The sequence below is a fragment of the Asanoa ishikariensis genome, from assembly GCF_900107455.1.
In the GTDB taxonomy this organism is placed as follows: Bacteria; Actinomycetota; Actinomycetes; order Mycobacteriales; family Micromonosporaceae; genus Asanoa; species Asanoa ishikariensis.
Window position 1 is genome coordinate 1,830,825 of record NZ_FNQB01000001.1, and the last position, 18,464, is coordinate 1,849,288.

The window sequence follows — 18,464 nt, forward strand, 5'->3', positions numbered from 1 at the left end:
CGATGGAGCAGCAGGAGGGCGCCGACGCGCCACACGAGATCCGCGAGCGTGCCGTAGCGCTCGCGGAGTACCTGCTCGCCGTGCGGGCGCTGCTGGACAAGCCGGTCCGCGCGGTGCCGGCCGGCGACGCGTTCTGGCAGCACGACCTGCCCACGCACCCGGCGGTGGAGCTCGGCCCGCGGCAACCCGGCGGCGGCTGGCTGCGGGTCGGTCGTCCGGTCCTGCCGGCCGCGCCGTCGATCCCGAACGCGCTGCTGCGCCACCTGGCCTGGGACCTCACGCCCGACCACCCGCCGACCCTCCCGGGCGACCACGACGAGACCCGCACGGCCGTGTTCACGACGTGGCTCGACGAGCAGTGGCGACCGTGGGCGACCTCCCACCGCGGCGCCGTCGCCGCCCGGGCGCTGCACGACCGCCTCTACGACCTGCGCTACCGCGTCGACGTCGACTCGGCACGGGTCGAGCTGGTCTGGGGGCACGCGATCCTCGACGCCCCGGTCGGCGGCGAGCCGGTCCGCTACCCGCTGTTGGCCACCCCGGTCGCGATCGACTACGACCCGGAGACCACGACGGTCACCGTGCACCCGCAGGGTCCGGCGCGGCTCCAGGTCGACGCGCTCGGCGGCCTCGACAACCGCCGGGTCGGTGACCTGCTCGACCTCGCCGCGCCGGGTGGCCAGGTGGAGATCGACCCGTGGGACGCGGCCGAGCGCCAGGAGTTCGCCGGCCGGGCGCTGCGCCGGCTGGGTTTCGAGCCGACGCTGCGGTTCGGCCCCGACCCGCTGGACGAGCCGCACGTGCACGACACCGGCGTGCTCTTCCTGCGCCCGCGCCAGCGGATGGTCCGCCGGTTCCTGGAGGCCGAGCGCGACCGCCTGGCCGCGCCGGGCGGCGGCGCGGTCGGCGCGCTGGCCGGCATCCTGGCGCACGAGCCGAGCGTGCTGCGGATGCCCGACGACGACCCGGACGCCTGGGTGCGCACCGGCGAGCGGCTGCTCATGCCGATGGCGACCAACGACGCGCAGGAGTCGATCGCGGCGCGGCTGGCCGCGCACCGGACGGTGGCCGTGCAGGGCCCGCCCGGCACCGGCAAGACGCACACCATCCGCAACCTGATCTGCCACCTGGTCGCGCACGGCAAGCGGGTGCTGGTCCTCGCGCAGAAGGAAGACCCGCTGCGGGTGCTCCGGGACGGGCTCCCCGCCGAGATCCAGCCGCTGTGCCTGGCCGTCCTCGGGCGTTCGGCCGACCAGCTCGTCCAGTTGCAGATCGCGGCCCGCGAGCTCTCCGACCGCGCCGCCACGCTGGACCGCCCGGTGGCGGCCGCCGAGGTCGCCCGCACCACCGACGAGATCGACGCCGCGCACGGCCGGTTCGCGGCGGCCCGCGACGAGCTGCTGGCGGTGGCCGAGCGGGAGGCGACCACGTACCCGATCCGCGGCGTGCTCTCCTCACCCGCCGAGGTCGGTGAGTGGCTGCGCCGCACGCGCGCCGACGGCATCGTGCCCGACCCGGTGCCGCCGAGCCTGCCGGCGCCGCTGACAGCGGGGGAGTTCGGCCTGCTCGGCGACCTGGCGCGGGCGATCTCGCCCGCTGACCGGGCACACGCGCTGGCCGACCTGCCGGCCGACGGCACGCTGCCCTCCGGCGAGGCGGTGGCGGCCCAGCGGGCGGCGCTCGGCGACGCCGGCAAGGTGGTCGAGCAGGCCCGCGACCGGGGCGTCGACGCCGACGGTGCCCGCCGGCTCGGCCCGGACGGTGTCGACGAGCTGGCCGGGGCGCTGCGCGCGGCGGCCGAGACGCTGGCCCGGCGGGCCGGCAGTTGGACCGACCGGCTCGGCCAACTGATCCGCGAGCCGAGCTGGCAGACGGTCTGGGACGAGCAGGTGACGGCGAGCCGCTCGATGCTGGGCGAGCTGGGCCGGCGCACCGCGGCACTGTCCGGCCACCACCTGGAGCTCGGCGCCGAGCACGCCGGCCAACCCCGCCGGCTGCTCGCCCAACTCGGCCAGGTCCGTGAGCGGTTCGCCGCAGGCAAGCCGGTCCGCCGGCTCACCCACGGCGACCTGGCCAAGCTGCTCGCCGACTGCCGGGTCGACGACGAGCAGCCGCGCACGGTCGCCGACGTCGACCTGCTGGTCGCCTGGGTGGAGCGGGAGCAACTGCGGGCGCGGCTCGCCGGCCGCTGGGCCGAATGGTCCACCCGCCTGGGTGCGCCGACGCCGGGGCAGCACGGTGGCGAGCCGGAGCTGTGGGCCGGCCAACTCCTCGCCGAGGCCCTAGACGCGCTCGACTGGGAGAGCCGCCGCTGGCCAGCCTTGCGCGCCAACCTGGCCGTGCTCGTGCCGGCCTGTCCCCGCGCCGTCGACCCGGCGGAGCTGGCCGAGCTCGCCGACCTGGCCGAGGCGGCTTCGGCGGTGTTCACCGTCGACCGGATCGAGGCGTCGCACCAAGCGATGGCCGGATGGCTGGCCCAGGCCACCGCCGCGCCCGGCGCGCCGCCGGTGCTCCGTGCACTGGCCGCCGCCTGGGCCGCGGAAGACGCCGTGGCCTGGAACGGCGCGGTCGCGGAGATCCGTCGGTTGTGGAGCCTCCGGCCGGATGCCACCCGCTACGCCGCCCTGCACGCCCGGCTGGCCGAGCTCGCACCCGGCTGGGCCGGCGCGTACGAGCGCGGCGTGGCTCCCGACGGCGGCGAGGCGGCGCTGCGGGCCTGGTCGTGGCGGCAGGCGCAGACCTGGTTCGACGAGGTGACCGGCGGCGTCGGCGACGGTGAGCTCTCCCGGCGCCTGGAGCGCGCCCGCGACCAGGAGCGCCGGCTGACCGGCGAGCTGGTGGTCGGCTCGGCCTGGCTCGAGGTGGCCCGCACCCTCGACGACCGGCGCAAGGCGGCGCTGGCCGACTGGACCGCCGCACTCCGCAAGATCGGCAAGGGCACCGGCAAGACCGCCGCACACTGGCAGGCCGCCGCGCAGCGGGCGATGGCCGAGGCGGCCACCGCCGTGCCGGTGTGGATCATGTCGGTCGACCGGGCGTTGGAGCAGTTCCCCGGCGCCGGTCCGATCTTCGACGTGGTGGTCGTCGACGAGGCCTCGCAGGCCGACATCTTCGCGCTGCCGGTGCTCAGCCTGGCCCACCGCGCCGTGGTCGTCGGCGACGACCAGCAGATCGGCCCGCAGTTGGTCGGCCTGCCCGCCGACCGGGTCAACGCGCTGATCGGCACGCACCTGACACCGGCCGGCATGCCGTCCGCGGTGCACTTCGACACCGAGAGCAGCCTCTACGACCACGCGGTGCGCCGCTCGCCGCAGCGGATCCTGCTCACCGAGCACTTCCGCAGCGTGCCGGCGATCATCCGGTTCTCCAGCGAGACCTACTACGACGGGAAGATCCAGCCGCTGCGCGCCGACCGGCCGGCCGGGCTGGGCGTGGCGGTCAGCGCCCACTACGTGCCGGACGGCCGTCGCCAGAGCCTGCCGGAGTACGGCGAGGTCAACGTCGCCGAGGCCGAGGCGCTGGTGGCCAGGGTGACGCAGATCGTGGCCGACCCGGCGTACCGGGGCAAGACGATCGGCGTGGTCAGCCTGCTCTCCACCAGCGGCCAGGCCGACTACCTGCAACACCGGCTGCGCGCGGAGCTCGGCACCGACGAGCTCGAACGGCGGTCGCTGCGGGTCGGCGACGCCTACACGTTCCAGGGCGACGAGCGCGACGTGGTGCTCGTGTCCACGGTGGTCGCCGGGGCCGACGGCACGATCGGCGCGTTCACCAAGCGCGACTACCACCGCCGCGTCAACGTCGCCGCGTCCCGGGCCCGGGACCAGCTCTTCGTCTTCCACTCGGTGCGCGCCGGCGAGCTCAACCCGGACGACGCCCGGGCGCTGCTGCTCTCCTACGCGACCCGCCCGGCGCCCGCACCGGAGCCGGCGGACGCGCGGGTGCTCGAAACCGAGTTCACTCGCGAGGTGTGGAGCCGCCTGACCGCCGCGGGGTTGCACCCGGTTCCGCGGTTCCGGCTCGGCGCGTACGAGATCGACTTCGTGGTCAACGCCCCCGACGGCCGGCGCCTGGCGATCGCCTGCGACGACCGTTACCGCGGCGCGCCGGCGTTCGCGGCCGAGCTGCGCCGGCAGGCGGTGCTGGAGCGGGTCGGCAACTGCGTCTTCGTCCGCCTGCGGGCGAGCCTCTTCCACCGCGACCCGGATCAGGCGATGGAAGCGGTCTGGGTCCGCGCCGAAGAGCTCGGCCTCGCACCCGTCCGGCCCGTTCAGGCGGCGGCGGGCGGGCCCGTCTGATCCGCGGTGGCCAACAGCGCGCTGAGGATGGCCGCCTCTTCGCGAGTGCCGCTGATCTCGGTGTCGACGAGCCGCCGGAACGCCGCGTCGAACTGCTCACCGTCGCCGAGTGCCTGGTCGAGCGCGAGCAGGGCGTTGCGCATCGCGACCCGGGCCGCGTGCACTTCGGAGATCGCGCTGTCGAGATGAGCCGGGGGCGCCGGCACCGGCTCGGGCGCGACCCGCAGTGCCCACGGACGACGTACGCGAAGTGCGTTGCCCGCCGCGTCGTTGTGTGAGGCTCCGTAGGGAGCGCGGAGCGCACGGCGCCAACGTCGAAGCAGGGGAGGGCATTTCGCAACGCTCTCGCTGACCCGGGACATGTCGGCTCCTCGACCGGTCGGACAAGTCGCGGCTGCTCCGACACCAGCGGAGCAGCCGCTCTGTCTTTCTACTCCCTTTTGGACCGTCGGACGGCGTACCCCGACCGGCAGGTCTCTGGGCAACTGCAACGTGCGCTTGCATGAGATTCGCGCTGGGTAATGTTCGACGGAACGTAACGTGGTCTGCGCCCGATAAATCCGCATAAAGTTGAAGCAGTAATAGTGCAGCTAGTGACGCAGATCATAGTTTAGCAGGAGAGCGATTTCCCTGCGTGACGAGTCGTCCGCGACCACCATGTGCAGTCGGTATCGTCAATGTGACACTTTTGGTCTCCGTCGAGCGACGTTACGTTGAACGGATGTCAAAACAACGCCCGAAACCACTGGACGAGTGGGACTTCCGGGCGTTCATCGCGCTCGCCGAGGAGCGTTCCTATGAGGACGCCGCCCGCCGGATGGCCGGGTTCCACGGTGGATACAGCCGTCAGTCGGTCCAGCACCGGATCGCCAAGATCGAGGGACACGTCGGCGAGCCCGTGGTGCGCCGCAACGTCGACCGCCGCTACCTGCTGACCACGGCCGGCGAACGCGTGCTGCAGATCGCCCGCCAGGTCGTCGCGCTCCACGAGCGGATCGGCGCGGCGGCCGCCGCACCGACCATCTGGACACTGGCCTGCGGGCCGCACCACACCCAGTTCGTCGCGCTCGCCGAGGACCGCCTGCGTGCGGCAGACGCCGCCGACAAGCTCCGGGTCGAATATCTGCCCCAGCACAACCGGGCCGAGCACCAGTTCTACGGCGACCCGGTCGACCGCCTGCTGCGCAACGAGTTCCACCTGATCATCGGCCCGTCGGTGCGGCGGCCCGGGTTGCGGTCGACCCGGCTCTACGAGGCGCGCCTCGAGGCGATGATCGACCGCGACTTCCCGGACGACCGGCTCACCCTGGCCGAGCTCGTCAGTGACTACGAGGCGTTCCTCCAGCCCCGCGACGTGCGGGCCCGGCGGGTGCTCGAAGACGCGATCACCGCGGCCGGCATCCCCGACCCGGACCCGGCCCGGCGGGTCGCCATGGAGACCTACGAGACCGCCACGAGCGTGATCCGGCTGCGCAGTGAGCACCACCGGCCGGGCCGCCGCCGTGGCCGGATCCTGGTGGTGCCCTCCGACGTCGCGCTGCCGTACAAGGCCGGCATGATGTTCGGCGGTGGCGACGCCGACCGGTTCAAGTGGGTCCCGATCCAGGCCGGCACCGCCCCGCTGCGGATGGAGACCTGCGTGACCGTGCGCGACGCGCATCAGTCCGAGCTGCGCCCGGTGATCGAGGCGCTCCGGGCCGGTGTCGCCCACCTCGACCGCGGCGCGCACCGGATCTCCGGCGCGCCCCTCACATCCGCCACACCCATCCCGACCCAACGAAGCTAGATCGCTGGGACAGGCCACCGATGTAGCCTCCCGGAGTGACCACCACCGGGGGCCGGGTGCACCGGATCTACAGCGTCGTGGTGTTCATCGTTCTGGCCTCGCTCGACAACGTGGCGGTCGGCCTGGTGCCGCCGCTCTACGGGTCGATCGCGGACTCGTTCGACGTCCCGCTGGGCCTGGTCGGCACCGTGACGGCGACGTCGTTCCTGGTCAGCGCCATCGCCTCGGTCGCCTGGGCGTACTACGGCGACCGCGGCAACCGCAAGCCGCTCCTGATGATCGGCACGCTGCTCTGGGCGGCAGGCATGACCGGCAGCGCGGTGGCCGGCACGTACCTGCTCTTCTTCGTGTCCCAGATCGCCGCCGCGGTCGGCCTCGGCGCGGTCAGCTCGGTCGGCTTCTCGGTGGTCAGCGACCTGATCAAGCCCAGGCGCCGGGGCCTGGTGATGAGCCTCTGGGGGCTCTCCCAGGGCATCGGCACGTTCTTCGGCACCGCGCTCGGCGGCATCCTCGGCGCGGCCGACTGGCGCCGCCCGTTCATCGTGCTGAGCGTGGTCGGCCTGGTAGCCACCGTCGCCTACTTCTTCACCTACGACATCCGGCGCGGCCAGAGCGATCCCGAGCTCGCCGGAACGATCGCCGAGGGCCACGAGTACGACTACCGGATCAGCCTCAAGAGCCTGCCCGCGATCATCCATCGGCGTACCAACGTCTGGCTGATCCTCCAGGGCCTGCCCGCCCAGATCGCGTTCGGCTCACTGGTCTGGCTGCCGGTGCTGTTCCGGGAGCGCGCGATCGACCAGGGCTACCCGGAGAACACCGCGATCGTCGTGGGCAGCATCTTCGCCACGATGTTCCAGCTCGGCGGCGCGCTGTCGATCCTCGGCGGCCTGCTCGGCGACAAGCTGCAACGGCGCACCCTGCGCGGCCGGGCGCTGGTGGCCTCGGTCGGCGTCCTGGCCGCGGTGCCGCTCTACGTGGTCCTGTTCTTCCTGCCGTTCAAGATCGATGTGCCCACCGACGCCGGCACCGGCCAGGTGGTGCTCTCGGCCCTGGGCAGCGTGGTCACCGAGCCCAGCGTCGGGATCACCTTCCTGATCGCGATCATCGCGCTGGCGCTGACCTCGGCCAACTCGCCGAACTGGTTCGCACTGATCGCGGACATCAACCCGCCGGAGTACCGCGGCACCGTTTACAGCCTCGGCAACCTGACCAACGGAATCGGCCGGGCGGCCGGCAACGGCCTGATCCCGGTGGCGTTCGCACTGCTGGCGTCGCGCTATCCGTCGCCGCTGAACTACTCCGTCGGCCTCGCCGCGTTCCAGCTCTTCTTCGTCCCCACCGGCATCATGTACTGGCTGGCCTCCCGCACCTCACCGAAGGACATCAAGGGCCTGCACAAACTGCTCGCCGACCGGGCCGAAGTAACCGCCAAAACCCCCATCGACGACAGCCCGGACCACACGCGGCGCTAAATCTGAAGCACGATCCCGCTGACTCGGGCTCGCGTGGGGCGCGACCGTCGCTCCCGCCAGAGACCGCTCCGCTTCGCTGCGCTGCCAGGTCCGCGGCTGGCCGCGCCTACCCCCCAAACGCATACGTGCTTTGGCATGTAGGCACACGCCAAACCACGTACGACGCGACTCGCACGGCGGTGGCCGGGGGACAGGCCGGTGGTGCGGCCACCATCTCGACGAGACGGTGGCCGCCCGGAGGTCGTGGACCGTTACGGCAGGCGGGCCCAGACAGTGACGTCCGTCGGGACCTCGCGGCCCGCGACCGGCTCGCTGGCCAGCAGGACCTCGGCGCCGGCCGGCAGCTCGGCCGGGTTCGGGCCGAAGTTGGTCAGGACCAGCAGGTTGTCGGTCTGGAAGGCCACCACGTCGGCCGCGCCGGGCACCCACGACAGAGCGCCGTACCCCAGGCCGTGTTCGCGGCGCAGCCGCAGGGCCGATCGGTAGAGCTCGTAAGTCGAACCCGGCACGCCGCGCTGGCGGTCCAGCGCGAGCTCCCCGAAGACCGGCGGCTGCGGCAGCCAGCTCTTGTCCGACGGGCCGAAGCCGTACGAGGGCGCGTCCGCCTCCCACGGGATCGGCACCCGGCAGCCGTCCCGCCCGACCGACTCGCCGCCGGTGCGGAACCAGGTCGGGTCCTGGCGGGCCTCGTTGGGCAGCGTGGTGTGCTCGGGAAGGCCGAGCTCCTCGCCCTGGTAGACGTAGGCCGAGCCGGGCAGCGCCAGCATCAGCAGGCTGGCCGCCCGGGCCCGGCGCAGGCCCAGCGCGGCATCGGGCTGCGGGTCGCCGGCGGCGATGCCGTTCGGCCGGGGCGCGCCGACCGGCAGGGCGAGCCGGGAGGCGTGCCGGACCACGTCGTGGTTCGACAACACCCAGGTGGTGGGTGCGTCGACGGCCGCGCCGGCCGCCAGCGACCGCTCGATCACCGACCGTTGGTCGGCCGCGGTCCACGAGGCTTCCAGGTACTCGAAGTTGAACGCCTGGTGCATCTCGTCGGGCCGGACATAGGCGGCCAGGCGCTCGGCCGGCTGCACCCACGCCTCGGCGACCAGGATCCGCTCGCCCTCGTAGCCGTCCAGGATCTTGCGCCAGCGGCGGTAGATCTCGTGCACGCCGTCCTGGTCCCACATCGGCGGACGCGGCGCGCCCTCGGTGCCCGGCCCGGTCAGCGGCACCATCGGCAGGTGCCAGTCGGCCAGGTCGGCCTGCTTGACCAGCCCGTGCGCCACGTCGACCCGGAAGCCGTCGACGCCGCGGTCGAGCCAGAACCGCAGGATGTCCTCGAACTCGGCGCGTACCTCAGGGTTGTCCCAGTTGAGGTCCGGCTGCCCGGTGTCGAACAGGTGCAGGTACCACTGGCCGTCGGCGACCTGGGTCCACGCCCCACCGCCGAACACGCTCTGCCAACTGTTCGGCGGCCCACCGTCGGCCTTGCCGTCGCGGAAGATGTAGCGGTCTCGCTCCCGGCTGCCCGGCGCGGCGGCCAGGGCGGCCGCGAACCACACGTGCCGCGACGAGGTGTGGTTCGGCACGAGGTCGACGATCACCCGCAGGCGGCGGGCGTGCGCCTCGGTGATCAGCTTGTCGGCGTCGGCGAGCCGGCCGAAGATCGGGTCGACGTCGCGGTAGTCAGCCACGTCGTAGCCCGCGTCGGCCTGCGGCGAGGGGTAGAACGGCGACAACCAGACCGCGTCGACACCGAGCTCGGCGAGGTGGTCGAGGCGGCTGACGACGCCCGGCAGGTCACCGATGCCGTCCCCGTCGGAGTCGGCGAACGACCGGGGGTAGACCTGGTAGATGACGGCATCGCGCCACCACTTCACGGGGTGCTCCAAAGGGACTCGTACCTGCAGGAATTCCTAGTGTGCCCGGGGCGGCGCGGTCGAGTCGCGGACCACCAGCTTCGTGGGCAGCACCACGGAGCGGTCACCATAGCCGTTGACGTTGCCGCGCAGCGGGCCGAGCAGTGTTTCCGCCGCGATCCGGCCCTGGTCGGCGGCCGGCTGCGCGACCGTCGTGAGCCCGACCACACCGGAGACGTCGTGGTCGTCGACCCCGATCACGCTGACGTCCTGAGGGACCCGCAGCCCCGCCGAGCGCAGGGCCGCGATCGCGCCCATCGCCATCTCGTCGGACGCGGCGAAGATCGCCGTCGGCGGCTCCCCGCGACGCAAGAGCTCGGCGGTGGCCCGGGTGCCGCCCGCGATGGTGAAGGTGGCCTCGATGTCGAGCGCCGGGTCGGGATCGACGCCGTGCGCCCGCAGCCGCTGCTGATAGCCCTGCCGGCGGTCGAGGTGGGTGGAGATGGCCAGCTCGTCGGACGGGTCACCGGAGATGTGGGCGATCCGCCGGTGGCCGAGCGAGAGCAGGTACTCCGTCGCCGCCTGGGCCGTTCGCACGTCGTCGATCCGCACGCTCGGCCAGCCCGGCACGGGTGTGCCGGCGCTGACCGTCACGCCGGGCAGCGCGAGCCCGATCACGGCGGCGAAGTCGCGCTCGGCCAGCGGCGTCGCCACCAGCATCAACGCGTCGACCCGCTTGTGCAGCGTGCTCGTGTAGAGCAGCCGCTGCCGGGCGTGCTCGCTGCCGCCGAGGTTGAACAGCAGCAGGTCGTAGCCGGCCCGGTGCAGCCGTTCCTCGGCGGCTTCGACGACGGTGCTGAAGAACCATGGCGTGATCCGGGGAACCACCACGGCGACCGCCCGGGTCTTGCCGCCGGCCAGCCGGGAGGCGCTGGGTGAGGCGATGTAGCCCAGCTTGGCGGCCGCCTCCAGCACCCGCTCCCGGGTCGTCTGCGAGACCGTGGGTAGGCCGCGCAGTGCCCGGGACACGGTGGCGGTGGAGACGCCCGCCAGCCGGGCCACGTCGTCGATCCTCGTCATGGTCCGTCACCTCGCGCGTCGAAGGACGGTCGCGGCAAGAATCAGCCCTTTACGCTGCCGGTCAACAGTCCCCGGACGAAGTAGCGCTGCAGGGACAGGAAGACGATCAGTGGTACGACGATCGACACGAACGCGCCGGACGTCAACCGTTGCCATTCGCCGCCCCGGGTGCCGGCCAACTCGGCCAACCGCACCGTCAGTGGCGCCGTATCTCGTGTGCCACCCGCGAAGATCAGCGCGACCAGCAGGTCGTTCCAGACCCAGAGGAACTGGAAGATCGCCAGCGACGCGAGCGCCGGGGTGATCAGCGGCAGCACGATGCTCCGGAAGATCTTCGAGTGGCCCGCGCCGTCGACCCGGGCCGCCTCCATCAGCTCGTTCGGGAGCTGGGAGACGAAGTTGTGGAGCAGGAAGATCGCGAACGGCAGTGCGAAACAGGTGTGTGCGAACCAGACCTGGATGAACTTCTGCTCGTCGGCGAGATCCCAGGCGGGCATCAGGGTGACGCCGCCCACCGAGACGCCCCGGGAGAAGAAGCTGAGCAGCGGCACGAGCGCCATCTGCAGCGGCACGATCTGCAGAGCGAAGATGCCGATGTAGAGCCAGTCGCGCCCACGGAACTTGATCCAGGACAGCGCGTACGCGGCGAGCGCGGCGAGCGCGATCGGGAACAGCACCGAGGGGATCGTGATCACGATCGAGTTGACGAAGTACTGCGCCAACTGTCCCGACGACGACGACCGTCCGAAGAGGACCTCGTTGTAGTTCTCGAACGTGAGCTGCGGGTTGGTGAAGAAGGTCCACCAGCCCGTCTGCTTGATGTCGTCTTCCGGCCGGAACGACGAGAGCAGCAGTCCGAAGGTCGGCACGGTCCACAGCAGCGCGATGACGATCGAGACGGTCGTCGCCGTGCGGCTGTTGAGGCGCTTGCGCACCCGGCCGGCCGCGGTGCGCGGCGGCTGCTCCTCGACGGCCTCGCCGGCGAGCACGGGGGTCGTAGTAGTCATTCTCAAACCTCCCGCTGGCGGCGCAGGTTACGGATCTGGAAGATGACGATCGGGATGACCAGGATGAACAGGAAGACGGCGAGCGCGGAGCCCTGGCCGTTCTCCTGGTAGCGGAACGCCTGGTTGTACATCTCGAGCGCGACCACGTTGGTGTCGAAGTTGCCGTTGGTCATCGTCCGGACGATGTCGAAGACCTTCAGCGTCGCGATCGTGATGGTGACCACCACGACGATCAGCGAGGGCCGGATGCTCGGCAGCGTGACGCGCCAGAACATCTGCCACGGCGTGACCCCGTCGAGGCGGGCGGCTTCGACGATGTCGGCCGGGATCGCCTTGATGGCCGCCGACAGGATGACCATCGCGAAACCGGCCTGGATCCAGACCATCACGACGATCAGCAGGAACGTGTTCCACGGCGCGTTGTTCAGGAACTGCTGCGGCTCGCCGCCTAGGGTGGTCCAGAGCCAGTTGAGCAGGCCGATCTGGTCGCCCTCACCGCGGTACGCGTAGACGAACTTCCAGATGATGCCGGCGCCGACGAACGAGATCGCCATCGGCAGGAAGATCAGCGACTTGGCGACCGCCTCGAACCTGGCCCGGTCGACCATCACCGCGTAGAGCAGGCCGACGCCGGTCGCCAACAGCGGCACCAGGATGACCCAGCCGAGCGTGTTGGTCAGTACCCGGATGATGTCGTTCTCTTGGAAGATCCAGCCGTAGTTGCTCAGCCCCACGAACTCGGTGCTGTCGCCGTTGAACAGCGACAGGATGATCGTGCGGATCGCCGGGATGACCAGGCCGATGAGCAGCAGCAGGAGGGCGGGGATCAGGAACGCGATGCCGAGCAGGCCTTCACCGGGCTTGCGCAGGCGGCGGCTCACCGGCGGCGCGGGCCCGTCGGACGTGCTGACCGAGGCGGCGATGAGGGCCGCCTCCCGGCGTCGGGCGAAGTAGTTGGGCACGACGTCGAGCAGCAGCAGCAGTCCGCCGATGACCACCACGAACGCGATCACGCCGTACAGCAGCATCGACAGCTTCGGCGCGAAGTCTTCGAACTCCATCCGCCCTCCAGGGATGTGAGCTTGGTACAAACGGGGGGTGAACCGAAGCGGTGGCCGGCCCTTGCGGGCCGGCCACCGTCAGCGGATTACTTGGGCCAGGAGCCCTCGATCTGGTTGAGCACCTCAGTGGTGCTCTTGCCGTTGATCCACTCGACCATGCCCTTCCAGAACGTCCCGGCGCCGACGGCGGCGGGCATCAGGTCGGAACCGTCGAAGCGGAAGACGGCGCTCTTGTCCTGGAGGATCTCCACGGCCAACTTGTCGATCGGGTTCTCGACGTTGGCGATGTCCAGCTTGTTGTTCGCCGACACCCAGTTGCCGAGCTTGGCGCGGGTGTTGGCGGCCTCGCCGGAAGCCAGGTAGGTCTGCACCTTCTGGACCTCGGGACGGTCGGCGAACGCGACGGTGAACTCGCCACCGCCGAGGACCGGCTTGCCCTTGGCCGGGTCCACGGCCGGCAGGTAGAAGGCGAACACGTCGCCGTCTTCCGCGACCTTGGTGCCCTCGGGCCACTGGTTGGCGTAGAACGACGCCATCCGGTACATCGTGCACTTGTTCTCCAGGATCGGCGTGCCCGCCTCCTGGAACGACGTCGAGGTGATGCTCTTGACGTCACCGAAGCCGCCGTTGACGTACTTCGGGTCCTTCAGGATCTTGCCGACCCGGTCGACCGCCGAGGCGACCTTGGGGTCGTTGAACGGGATGGTGTGCTCGACCCACTGGTCGTAGACGTCGGCGCCCGCGTCGCGGAGCATCACGTCTTCGATCCAGTCGGTGGCCGGCCAACCGGTCGCGTCACCGGACTCGATGCCCGCGCACCACGGCTTGATGCCCGCGCCCGCGATGGTGTCGCTCAGCGCCGTCATCTCGTCCCACGTGGTGGGGACCTTCCAGCCCTTCTCGGCGAAGAGCTTCGGCGAGTACCAGACGAAGGACTTCACGTTGGAGCCGAACGGCGCGCCGTAGAACTTGCCGCCGACGGTCGCGTAGTCCAGCCACTCCTTGGGGTAGTTGGCTTCGGCCATCGTCTTGGTCTCGGCGGAGGCCTCCTTGAGCTTGCCGGCGTCGGCGAAGCGCTTGAGCAGGCCAGGCTGCGGGACGAACGCGATGTCGGGGGCGTTGCCGCCGTCGACCTTCACCGGCAGCTGAGCTTCGAACTCGCCGCTGCCCTCATATTTGATGGTGATGCCGGTGCAGTCCTCGAACTGCTTCCAGGACTCCTCGAGGAGGTCGGCCTCGGCGTCACGGATGGACGAGTAAATCGAAACGGTCGTGCCGTCATTGCCTGTGTATGCGTCGAACGCAGCGCACTCTGCCGAGGTGCTGCCGCTGTCGCTGTCACCGCTGTCGCCGCTGCACGCGGCGGCGCTGAGGGCCAGCGCCAGGGTGGTGGCGAGCACGAGGGCCTGGCGAGGTCTGGTGGAGACCGCCATGCCGTCCTCCTTCCTTGCCGACGATCGCGGGCGGACTGCCCGGTTGCCGGTGTCGAATGTGGGCGTGCACACATGCAAGCGCTTGCACGGAAGCCCGTCCAGATCGTGGAAGGCACGACGCTGTAACAATCGAGAAACTTACAGAAAGAAATGCACCGTTGTGACCCCGACAAATACGGCATGCCCGTCTGGAAACGCTCCAGGCGGGCATTTGGCCGTGCGGTCAATAGAAGGGGTTAGAAGGTCTCGCTGCCGGGACGCAGGGCGACGGTGAAGGGTGTCTCTCCGTGCCGGCCGCCGGTGTTGGGCGGTGGCGCGGCGAACTCCTCCTCGGTCATCGCCTTGAGGCCGCTGAAGGCCATGCCGATCAGCGCCGCCGACGTGATCAGGACGATGGGCACGAGCAGTTCCATCGGGCTGACGCCCTGAACGTGGTGTATGCCCGACTCGTGCAGCCGGACCTGGATCGCGGCCATGCCCGTGTAGTGCATGCCGCACACCGCCAGCGCCATCACGGTCGAGGCGATGGCGATCCGGCTCCAGCTTCCGACCGTGACGGTGAACCAGAGGGCGACCGTCGCGGCCACCACGGCGACGCCGATGGAGGCGAGGACCAGCCGCGGGTTGTAGGTGATGTCGCCGTAGACGCGCATCGCCAACATGCCCGTGTAGTGCATGGCGACCACGCCCAGGCCGGTCAGCAGGCCGCCGCCGATCACCCGCAGGAAGCGGCGCCGGCCGAAGCCGACGATGAACAGCCCGCCGCCCACGGTGATCACCGAGAGCGCGAGGCTCGACATCGTGAGGTAGGGATCGAAGCGCAGCGGGCTCGCGGGGACGGCGAACCCGAGCATCGCCATGAAGTGCATCAGCCAGATGCCGGCGCCGCCGATCGCGATGGAGGCGAGCACGAGCCAGCGGGTTCGACGGGCCCGCTGGCGGGTCGCCCGTGCCCGCGCGGTGCAGACCAGCCCGAGCAGGCAACCGATGAAGGACAGCAGGAACGCTGCCACCGGGTTGAAGGCGCCATGTGCGAAGTGATGAATCTCGGCCACCTGGCAATCCCCGCACGGGCCCTCAGAAAACTAACGCACAGAGTGTCCGGCTAATCACGCGGCGCCGAACACCTGCCGGAACAGGCGAACGCGACCGGGGTCGCCATCTCGGCCCACCGGTGGGTGGACCGCGATGACGACCCCGGGCGGGTCGAAGGGATGGGGGTGGGTCGGCCGGTATTCACCGGCCTGGGTGGTCCGGCGTCAATTGAAGATGCTGACGCCGCCGGGGCCGACCAACAGGCCGACGATGATCAGCACGATGCCCCACAGGAGCTGCCGCCGGAACAGCGCGAAGATGCCGGCGACGACGAGGATCACTGCGAGGATCCAAAGGAGTGTGTCCATGCAGATCAAATACCCGACGCCGCCGACGGGGAAACGTGCTCGCGAGCGAGGTTGAACACGCTGTACGCCTGTTTGATGACGGGGTGGGCCACGTTGCGCACCCGGACCCCGCCGGGCGTGCGTCCGCGCTCGGTGCCGTGGTGCGCGTGGCCGTGCACCGCCAGGTCGGTCGGCGCCGAGTCGATCGCCTGGCCGAGCAGGTAGGAACCGAGGAACGGGTAGATCTCCAGCGGTTCCCCGGCCAGCGTGTCGGGCACTGGCGCGTAGTGCGTCAGGGCCACCCGGACGTCGCAGTCCAGGTCGCGCAGCGCCGCGCCGAGCTGTTCGGCGACCGTACCCGTGGTGCGCACGAACGCCTTCATCTCCGGCTCGCCGAACTCGCTCGCGCACCGGCCGGCGAAGCCGCCGCCGAAGCCCTTGACCCCGGCCACGCCGAGCCGCGTCCCGTCGATGTCGAGCACGGTGCTGTCACCTTCGAGCACCGTGATGCCGGCGTCGGTCAGCGCGGCGAGCACGCCCGGCACCTCGTCGCAGTGGTGGTCGTGGTTGCCGAGCACGGCGATCACGGGTACGCCCAACCCGCCGAACTCGGTGGCCACGCACTTGGCCTCCTCCTCCGTGCCGTGCCGGGTGAGGTCGCCGGCGAGCAGCAGCACGTCGGCGCGGTCCGGCAGTTCCTCCAGCGCCGGCCGGAACCGGCCCAGGACGTCGCGGTCGATGTGCACGTCTCCGACGGCAGCGATCCTGATCACGCGAGTTCCTCCGCCTCGGTCGGCGCGGCCGCCCGGGTCACCCCGATGTCGGCCGCGATCTCGATGCCCGGGAACCGTCCGTGCACCATGCGCACGATCTCGTCCCGGCGGTGCGGGCTCTCCACCTCGCCGCGGAGCACGAGCCCGACGTCGGAGCGGACCACGGTGATGCCCTGCTCGGCGATGTCGAGGTCCTCGGCCATGGCGCGCTGCACCTCGGCCTCCGTGTAGTCGTTCATCAGTCCCTCCGGTAACCGGGGTAGGGCACGACGTCGAGCCGGTCGAGCAGCACGAGGAACGCCTCCGCGTAGGGGGACTGCGCGGTCTCCTTCCGGACCCGGTCCCAGTCGATCTGCTCGCGCAGGGAGCGGGCCAGCGGCAGGCCGCGGGCGAAGTCGCAGTAGTGCTGGGAGAAGCTGAGCAGTTTGTGCACCATCAGCCCGGTCGCCGAGAGCACCGGCATCTGGATCGCGTCGACGGTGCGGGTCACCGTGTCGCCGAACGTCTCGTCGGTCACCGGGCTCTCGATCGGCCGGTGGATCAGGTCGACCAGATGACCGTCCTCGTCGTAGACCTTGACCAGCCAGTCCTCCGGTGGCCGCTCCGCGTTGAAGCCGGCCTCCACCAGCGCGGCAAGCGCTCGCTCGGTGTCCTCTTCCTTGATCAGGAAGTCGACGTCGTGGTCGCTGGAGTGACCGCCGTGCGCGTACACGGCGAAGCTCCCGGCCAGCGCGAACGGTATCTCCGACTGCTTGAGGACGGCGGCGACCCGCTTGAGGGTCAGCAGCAGTGAATCGTCCCCTTGCGATGCCATATCGGCTCTCCCGTCGTGTCAGGAAACATCCCCGTACCCGTGGGTCCGGGGCCTCACACCTTTAACGAGGGTGATTTCATCCAGTTCATCCCGTTAGTACGCCCGGCGGGCCCTCGACCGCTACCGTTGTCCGGCATGGCGGGAGACAGGCGGCTGCGCACGGTCGCGCTGGTAGGTATTGACGGGTCCGGCAAGACCACCCAGGCGAACCGGGTGGCTGTCGTGCTCGCCGACGCCGGTGTGCCGGCGCTCTACCGGCAGAACGCCGGGGGCCGGGCCTGGTTCGGCCATTTCGCGCGCCGGTTCGGCCGGCCCGACGGCCCCAGCCTGGTCGGCCGCGTCGGGATGCTGCTGGTCGAGTCCGTGCTGCGCTGGCTCTCCATCGCCCGCACCCAGGTCCGCACGGCGGTCAGGACGGACATCGCGGTGATGGACCGACACGCCGTCTGCCAGTACGTGAGCATCCGCGCGCACGCCGGTGGCCGGGGCGAGCGGCTGGCCCGGTTGTTCTACGAGCGGCTCCGCCCGCCGGACGTCACCGTGCTGCTGGCCATCGACCCGCGTGACGCGTACCGCAGGATCGAGGCCCGCGGCACCGACCACGAGAGCCTGGAGTACCTGACGACGGCCGACGCGGCGTACCGGTCGCTGCCCGAGTCGCCCGGGTTCATCGTCGTCGACGCCGGCGGCGCACCGGACGAGGTGACCAGTGCGGTGCTGGCCGTGCTGCGGCCGTGGCTGCCACCGGTGCACCTGCCGCCTGATCTGGACGGCGCTACGCCCGCCCGTACACCGGAACCGCGGCCCCGCTCGTCGGCGCCGACTCATCACTCGCCAGGAACTTGATCACCCCGGCGATCTCGGCCGGCGGCACCCATTTGCTGAAGTCGGCGTCGGGCTGTTCGCGGCGGTTCTGCGGGGTGTCGATGACGCTCGGCAGCACGGTGTTGCAGCGCACGCCGCGCTGCTTGTAGTCGGCCGCGACCCCGTTGGCGAACGCGAGCACGGCCGCCTTCGACAGGGCGTACGCGCTGCCGGTGGCGAACGGCGCGAGCGCCGCCCGGGCCGACATGCAGACGACCGCCCCGCCCTCGCGGAGCAGGTGCGGCAGGGCGGCGGAGGTCAGCAGGAAGGTCGGGCGCACGTTGATCGCCAGCAGGCGCTCGACCTCTTCGACGGACGTCTCGTGGACAAGCGTGCCGCCGCCGTAGCCGCCGACCAGGTTGACCACCGCGCGCAACGGCGCGTCGGGGTCGGCCGCGGCCGCCTCGACCGCCGCGGACACGGCGGCCGGGTCGGTGAGATCCGTCGCGACCTCGAGCACCCCCGGGCGGCTCGCCGTGGGCCGGCGGACCGGGGCGACCACCCGCCAGCCGGCATTGACGAACTCGTCGACGACGGCGCCGCCGAGCCCGCCGTGCGCACCGGACACCAGCACGGTTCGACCTGTCATTGCCTCACCGTAACCGTTCCGCTGTCAGTGAAAGCCTCTGTGCAAGCACGCCACGCCTTGC

At 71.0% G+C, this 18,464-nt stretch carries 16 protein-coding genes; 4 read left to right on the forward strand and 12 right to left on the reverse strand.

The window, feature by feature from the left end; genetic code table 11:
* Nucleotides 1–2: 2 nt before the first annotated feature.
* On the forward strand, nt 3–4,298 hold the full coding sequence (locus BLV39_RS08630) for an AAA domain-containing protein (protein WP_090789103.1): 4,296 nt from the start codon (nt 3–5) through the stop codon (nt 4,296–4,298).
* On the opposite strand, the gene BLV39_RS42205 is transcribed toward BLV39_RS08630, so the two are convergent.
* On the reverse strand, nt 4,271–4,660 hold the full coding sequence (locus BLV39_RS42205) for a hypothetical protein (RefSeq protein ID WP_143049688.1): 390 nt from the start codon (nt 4,658–4,660) through the stop codon (nt 4,271–4,273). The two genes, BLV39_RS08630 and BLV39_RS42205, sit on opposite strands and share 28 nt — an antisense overlap.
* Nucleotides 4,661–5,019: 359 nt before the next feature.
* Here BLV39_RS42205 and BLV39_RS08640 point away from each other — a divergent pair, with 359 nt between their 5' ends.
* Together BLV39_RS08640 and BLV39_RS08645 are read left to right on the forward strand one after the other, a co-directional pair.
* Nucleotides 5,020–6,084 carry a LysR family transcriptional regulator gene (locus BLV39_RS08640; protein ID WP_090789106.1) on the forward strand — a complete coding sequence of 355 codons (1,065 nt, stop codon included), beginning with the start codon at nt 5,020–5,022 and terminating at the stop codon, nt 6,082–6,084.
* Between the two features lie 35 nt (nt 6,085–6,119).
* Nucleotides 6,120–7,559: an MFS transporter gene (locus tag BLV39_RS08645; protein ID WP_239084004.1), complete on the forward strand. Its 1,440-nt coding sequence runs from the start codon at nt 6,120–6,122 to the stop codon at nt 7,557–7,559.
* A gap of 251 nt (nt 7,560–7,810) precedes the next feature.
* On the opposite strand, the gene BLV39_RS08650 is transcribed toward BLV39_RS08645, so the two are convergent.
* From BLV39_RS08650 to BLV39_RS08690, 10 genes are all read right to left on the reverse strand, one after another.
* Complete coding sequence (locus BLV39_RS08650) at nt 7,811–9,421, reverse strand: glycoside hydrolase family 13 protein (protein WP_239084003.1); 1,611 nt, start codon at nt 9,419–9,421, stop codon at nt 7,811–7,813.
* A gap of 36 nt (nt 9,422–9,457) precedes the next feature.
* Nucleotides 9,458–10,480 (reverse strand): LacI family DNA-binding transcriptional regulator, encoded by a 1,023-nt coding sequence (locus BLV39_RS08655; protein ID WP_090789109.1) that lies wholly within the window; start codon nt 10,478–10,480, stop codon nt 9,458–9,460.
* A 41-nt stretch (nt 10,481–10,521) separates the two neighbouring features.
* Nucleotides 10,522–11,487, reverse strand: coding sequence for a carbohydrate ABC transporter permease (locus tag BLV39_RS08660; RefSeq protein WP_090789111.1), 966 nt, complete (start codon nt 11,485–11,487; stop codon nt 10,522–10,524).
* A 2-nt stretch (nt 11,488–11,489) separates the two neighbouring features.
* Complete coding sequence (locus BLV39_RS08665) at nt 11,490–12,548, reverse strand: carbohydrate ABC transporter permease (protein ID WP_090789113.1); 1,059 nt, start codon at nt 12,546–12,548, stop codon at nt 11,490–11,492.
* Nucleotides 12,549–12,634: 86 nt separating this feature from the next.
* A complete protein-coding gene (locus tag BLV39_RS08670; protein WP_090789115.1) occupies nt 12,635–13,981 on the reverse strand; it encodes an ABC transporter substrate-binding protein in 1,347 nt (448 codons plus the stop codon).
* A 236-nt stretch (nt 13,982–14,217) separates the two neighbouring features.
* Nucleotides 14,218–15,036 carry an MHYT domain-containing protein gene (locus BLV39_RS08675; protein ID WP_090789117.1) on the reverse strand — a complete coding sequence of 273 codons (819 nt, stop codon included), beginning with the start codon at nt 15,034–15,036 and terminating at the stop codon, nt 14,218–14,220.
* Between the two features lie 204 nt (nt 15,037–15,240).
* A complete protein-coding gene (locus BLV39_RS42875; protein ID WP_176984817.1) occupies nt 15,241–15,384 on the reverse strand; it encodes a GPGG-motif small membrane protein in 144 nt (47 codons plus the stop codon).
* A gap of 5 nt (nt 15,385–15,389) precedes the next feature.
* Nucleotides 15,390–16,136 (reverse strand): metallophosphoesterase family protein, encoded by a 747-nt coding sequence (locus tag BLV39_RS08680; protein ID WP_090789118.1) that lies wholly within the window; start codon nt 16,134–16,136, stop codon nt 15,390–15,392.
* The gene (locus BLV39_RS08685) at nt 16,133–16,375 is read right to left on the reverse strand and encodes a hypothetical protein (protein ID WP_090789120.1); all 243 of its coding nucleotides are present in this window, start codon (nt 16,373–16,375) and stop codon (nt 16,133–16,135) included. Before BLV39_RS08685 ends, BLV39_RS08680 begins: the two co-directional genes overlap by 4 nt.
* Nucleotides 16,375–16,950 (reverse strand): nucleotidyltransferase family protein, encoded by a 576-nt coding sequence (locus BLV39_RS08690; protein ID WP_090789122.1) that lies wholly within the window; start codon nt 16,948–16,950, stop codon nt 16,375–16,377. The genes BLV39_RS08685 and BLV39_RS08690 overlap by 1 nt, the downstream gene beginning before the upstream one ends.
* Nucleotides 16,951–17,085: 135 nt before the next feature.
* On the opposite strand from BLV39_RS08690, the gene BLV39_RS08695 reads away from it, so the two are divergent.
* The gene (locus BLV39_RS08695; RefSeq protein WP_090789124.1) at nt 17,086–17,796 is read left to right on the forward strand and encodes a dTMP kinase; all 711 of its coding nucleotides are present in this window, start codon (nt 17,086–17,088) and stop codon (nt 17,794–17,796) included.
* Here BLV39_RS08695 and BLV39_RS08700 read toward each other — a convergent pair.
* The gene (locus BLV39_RS08700) at nt 17,726–18,403 is read right to left on the reverse strand and encodes an SDR family NAD(P)-dependent oxidoreductase (RefSeq protein WP_090789126.1); all 678 of its coding nucleotides are present in this window, start codon (nt 18,401–18,403) and stop codon (nt 17,726–17,728) included. The two genes, BLV39_RS08695 and BLV39_RS08700, sit on opposite strands and share 71 nt — an antisense overlap.
* Nucleotides 18,404–18,464 lie beyond the last annotated feature (61 nt).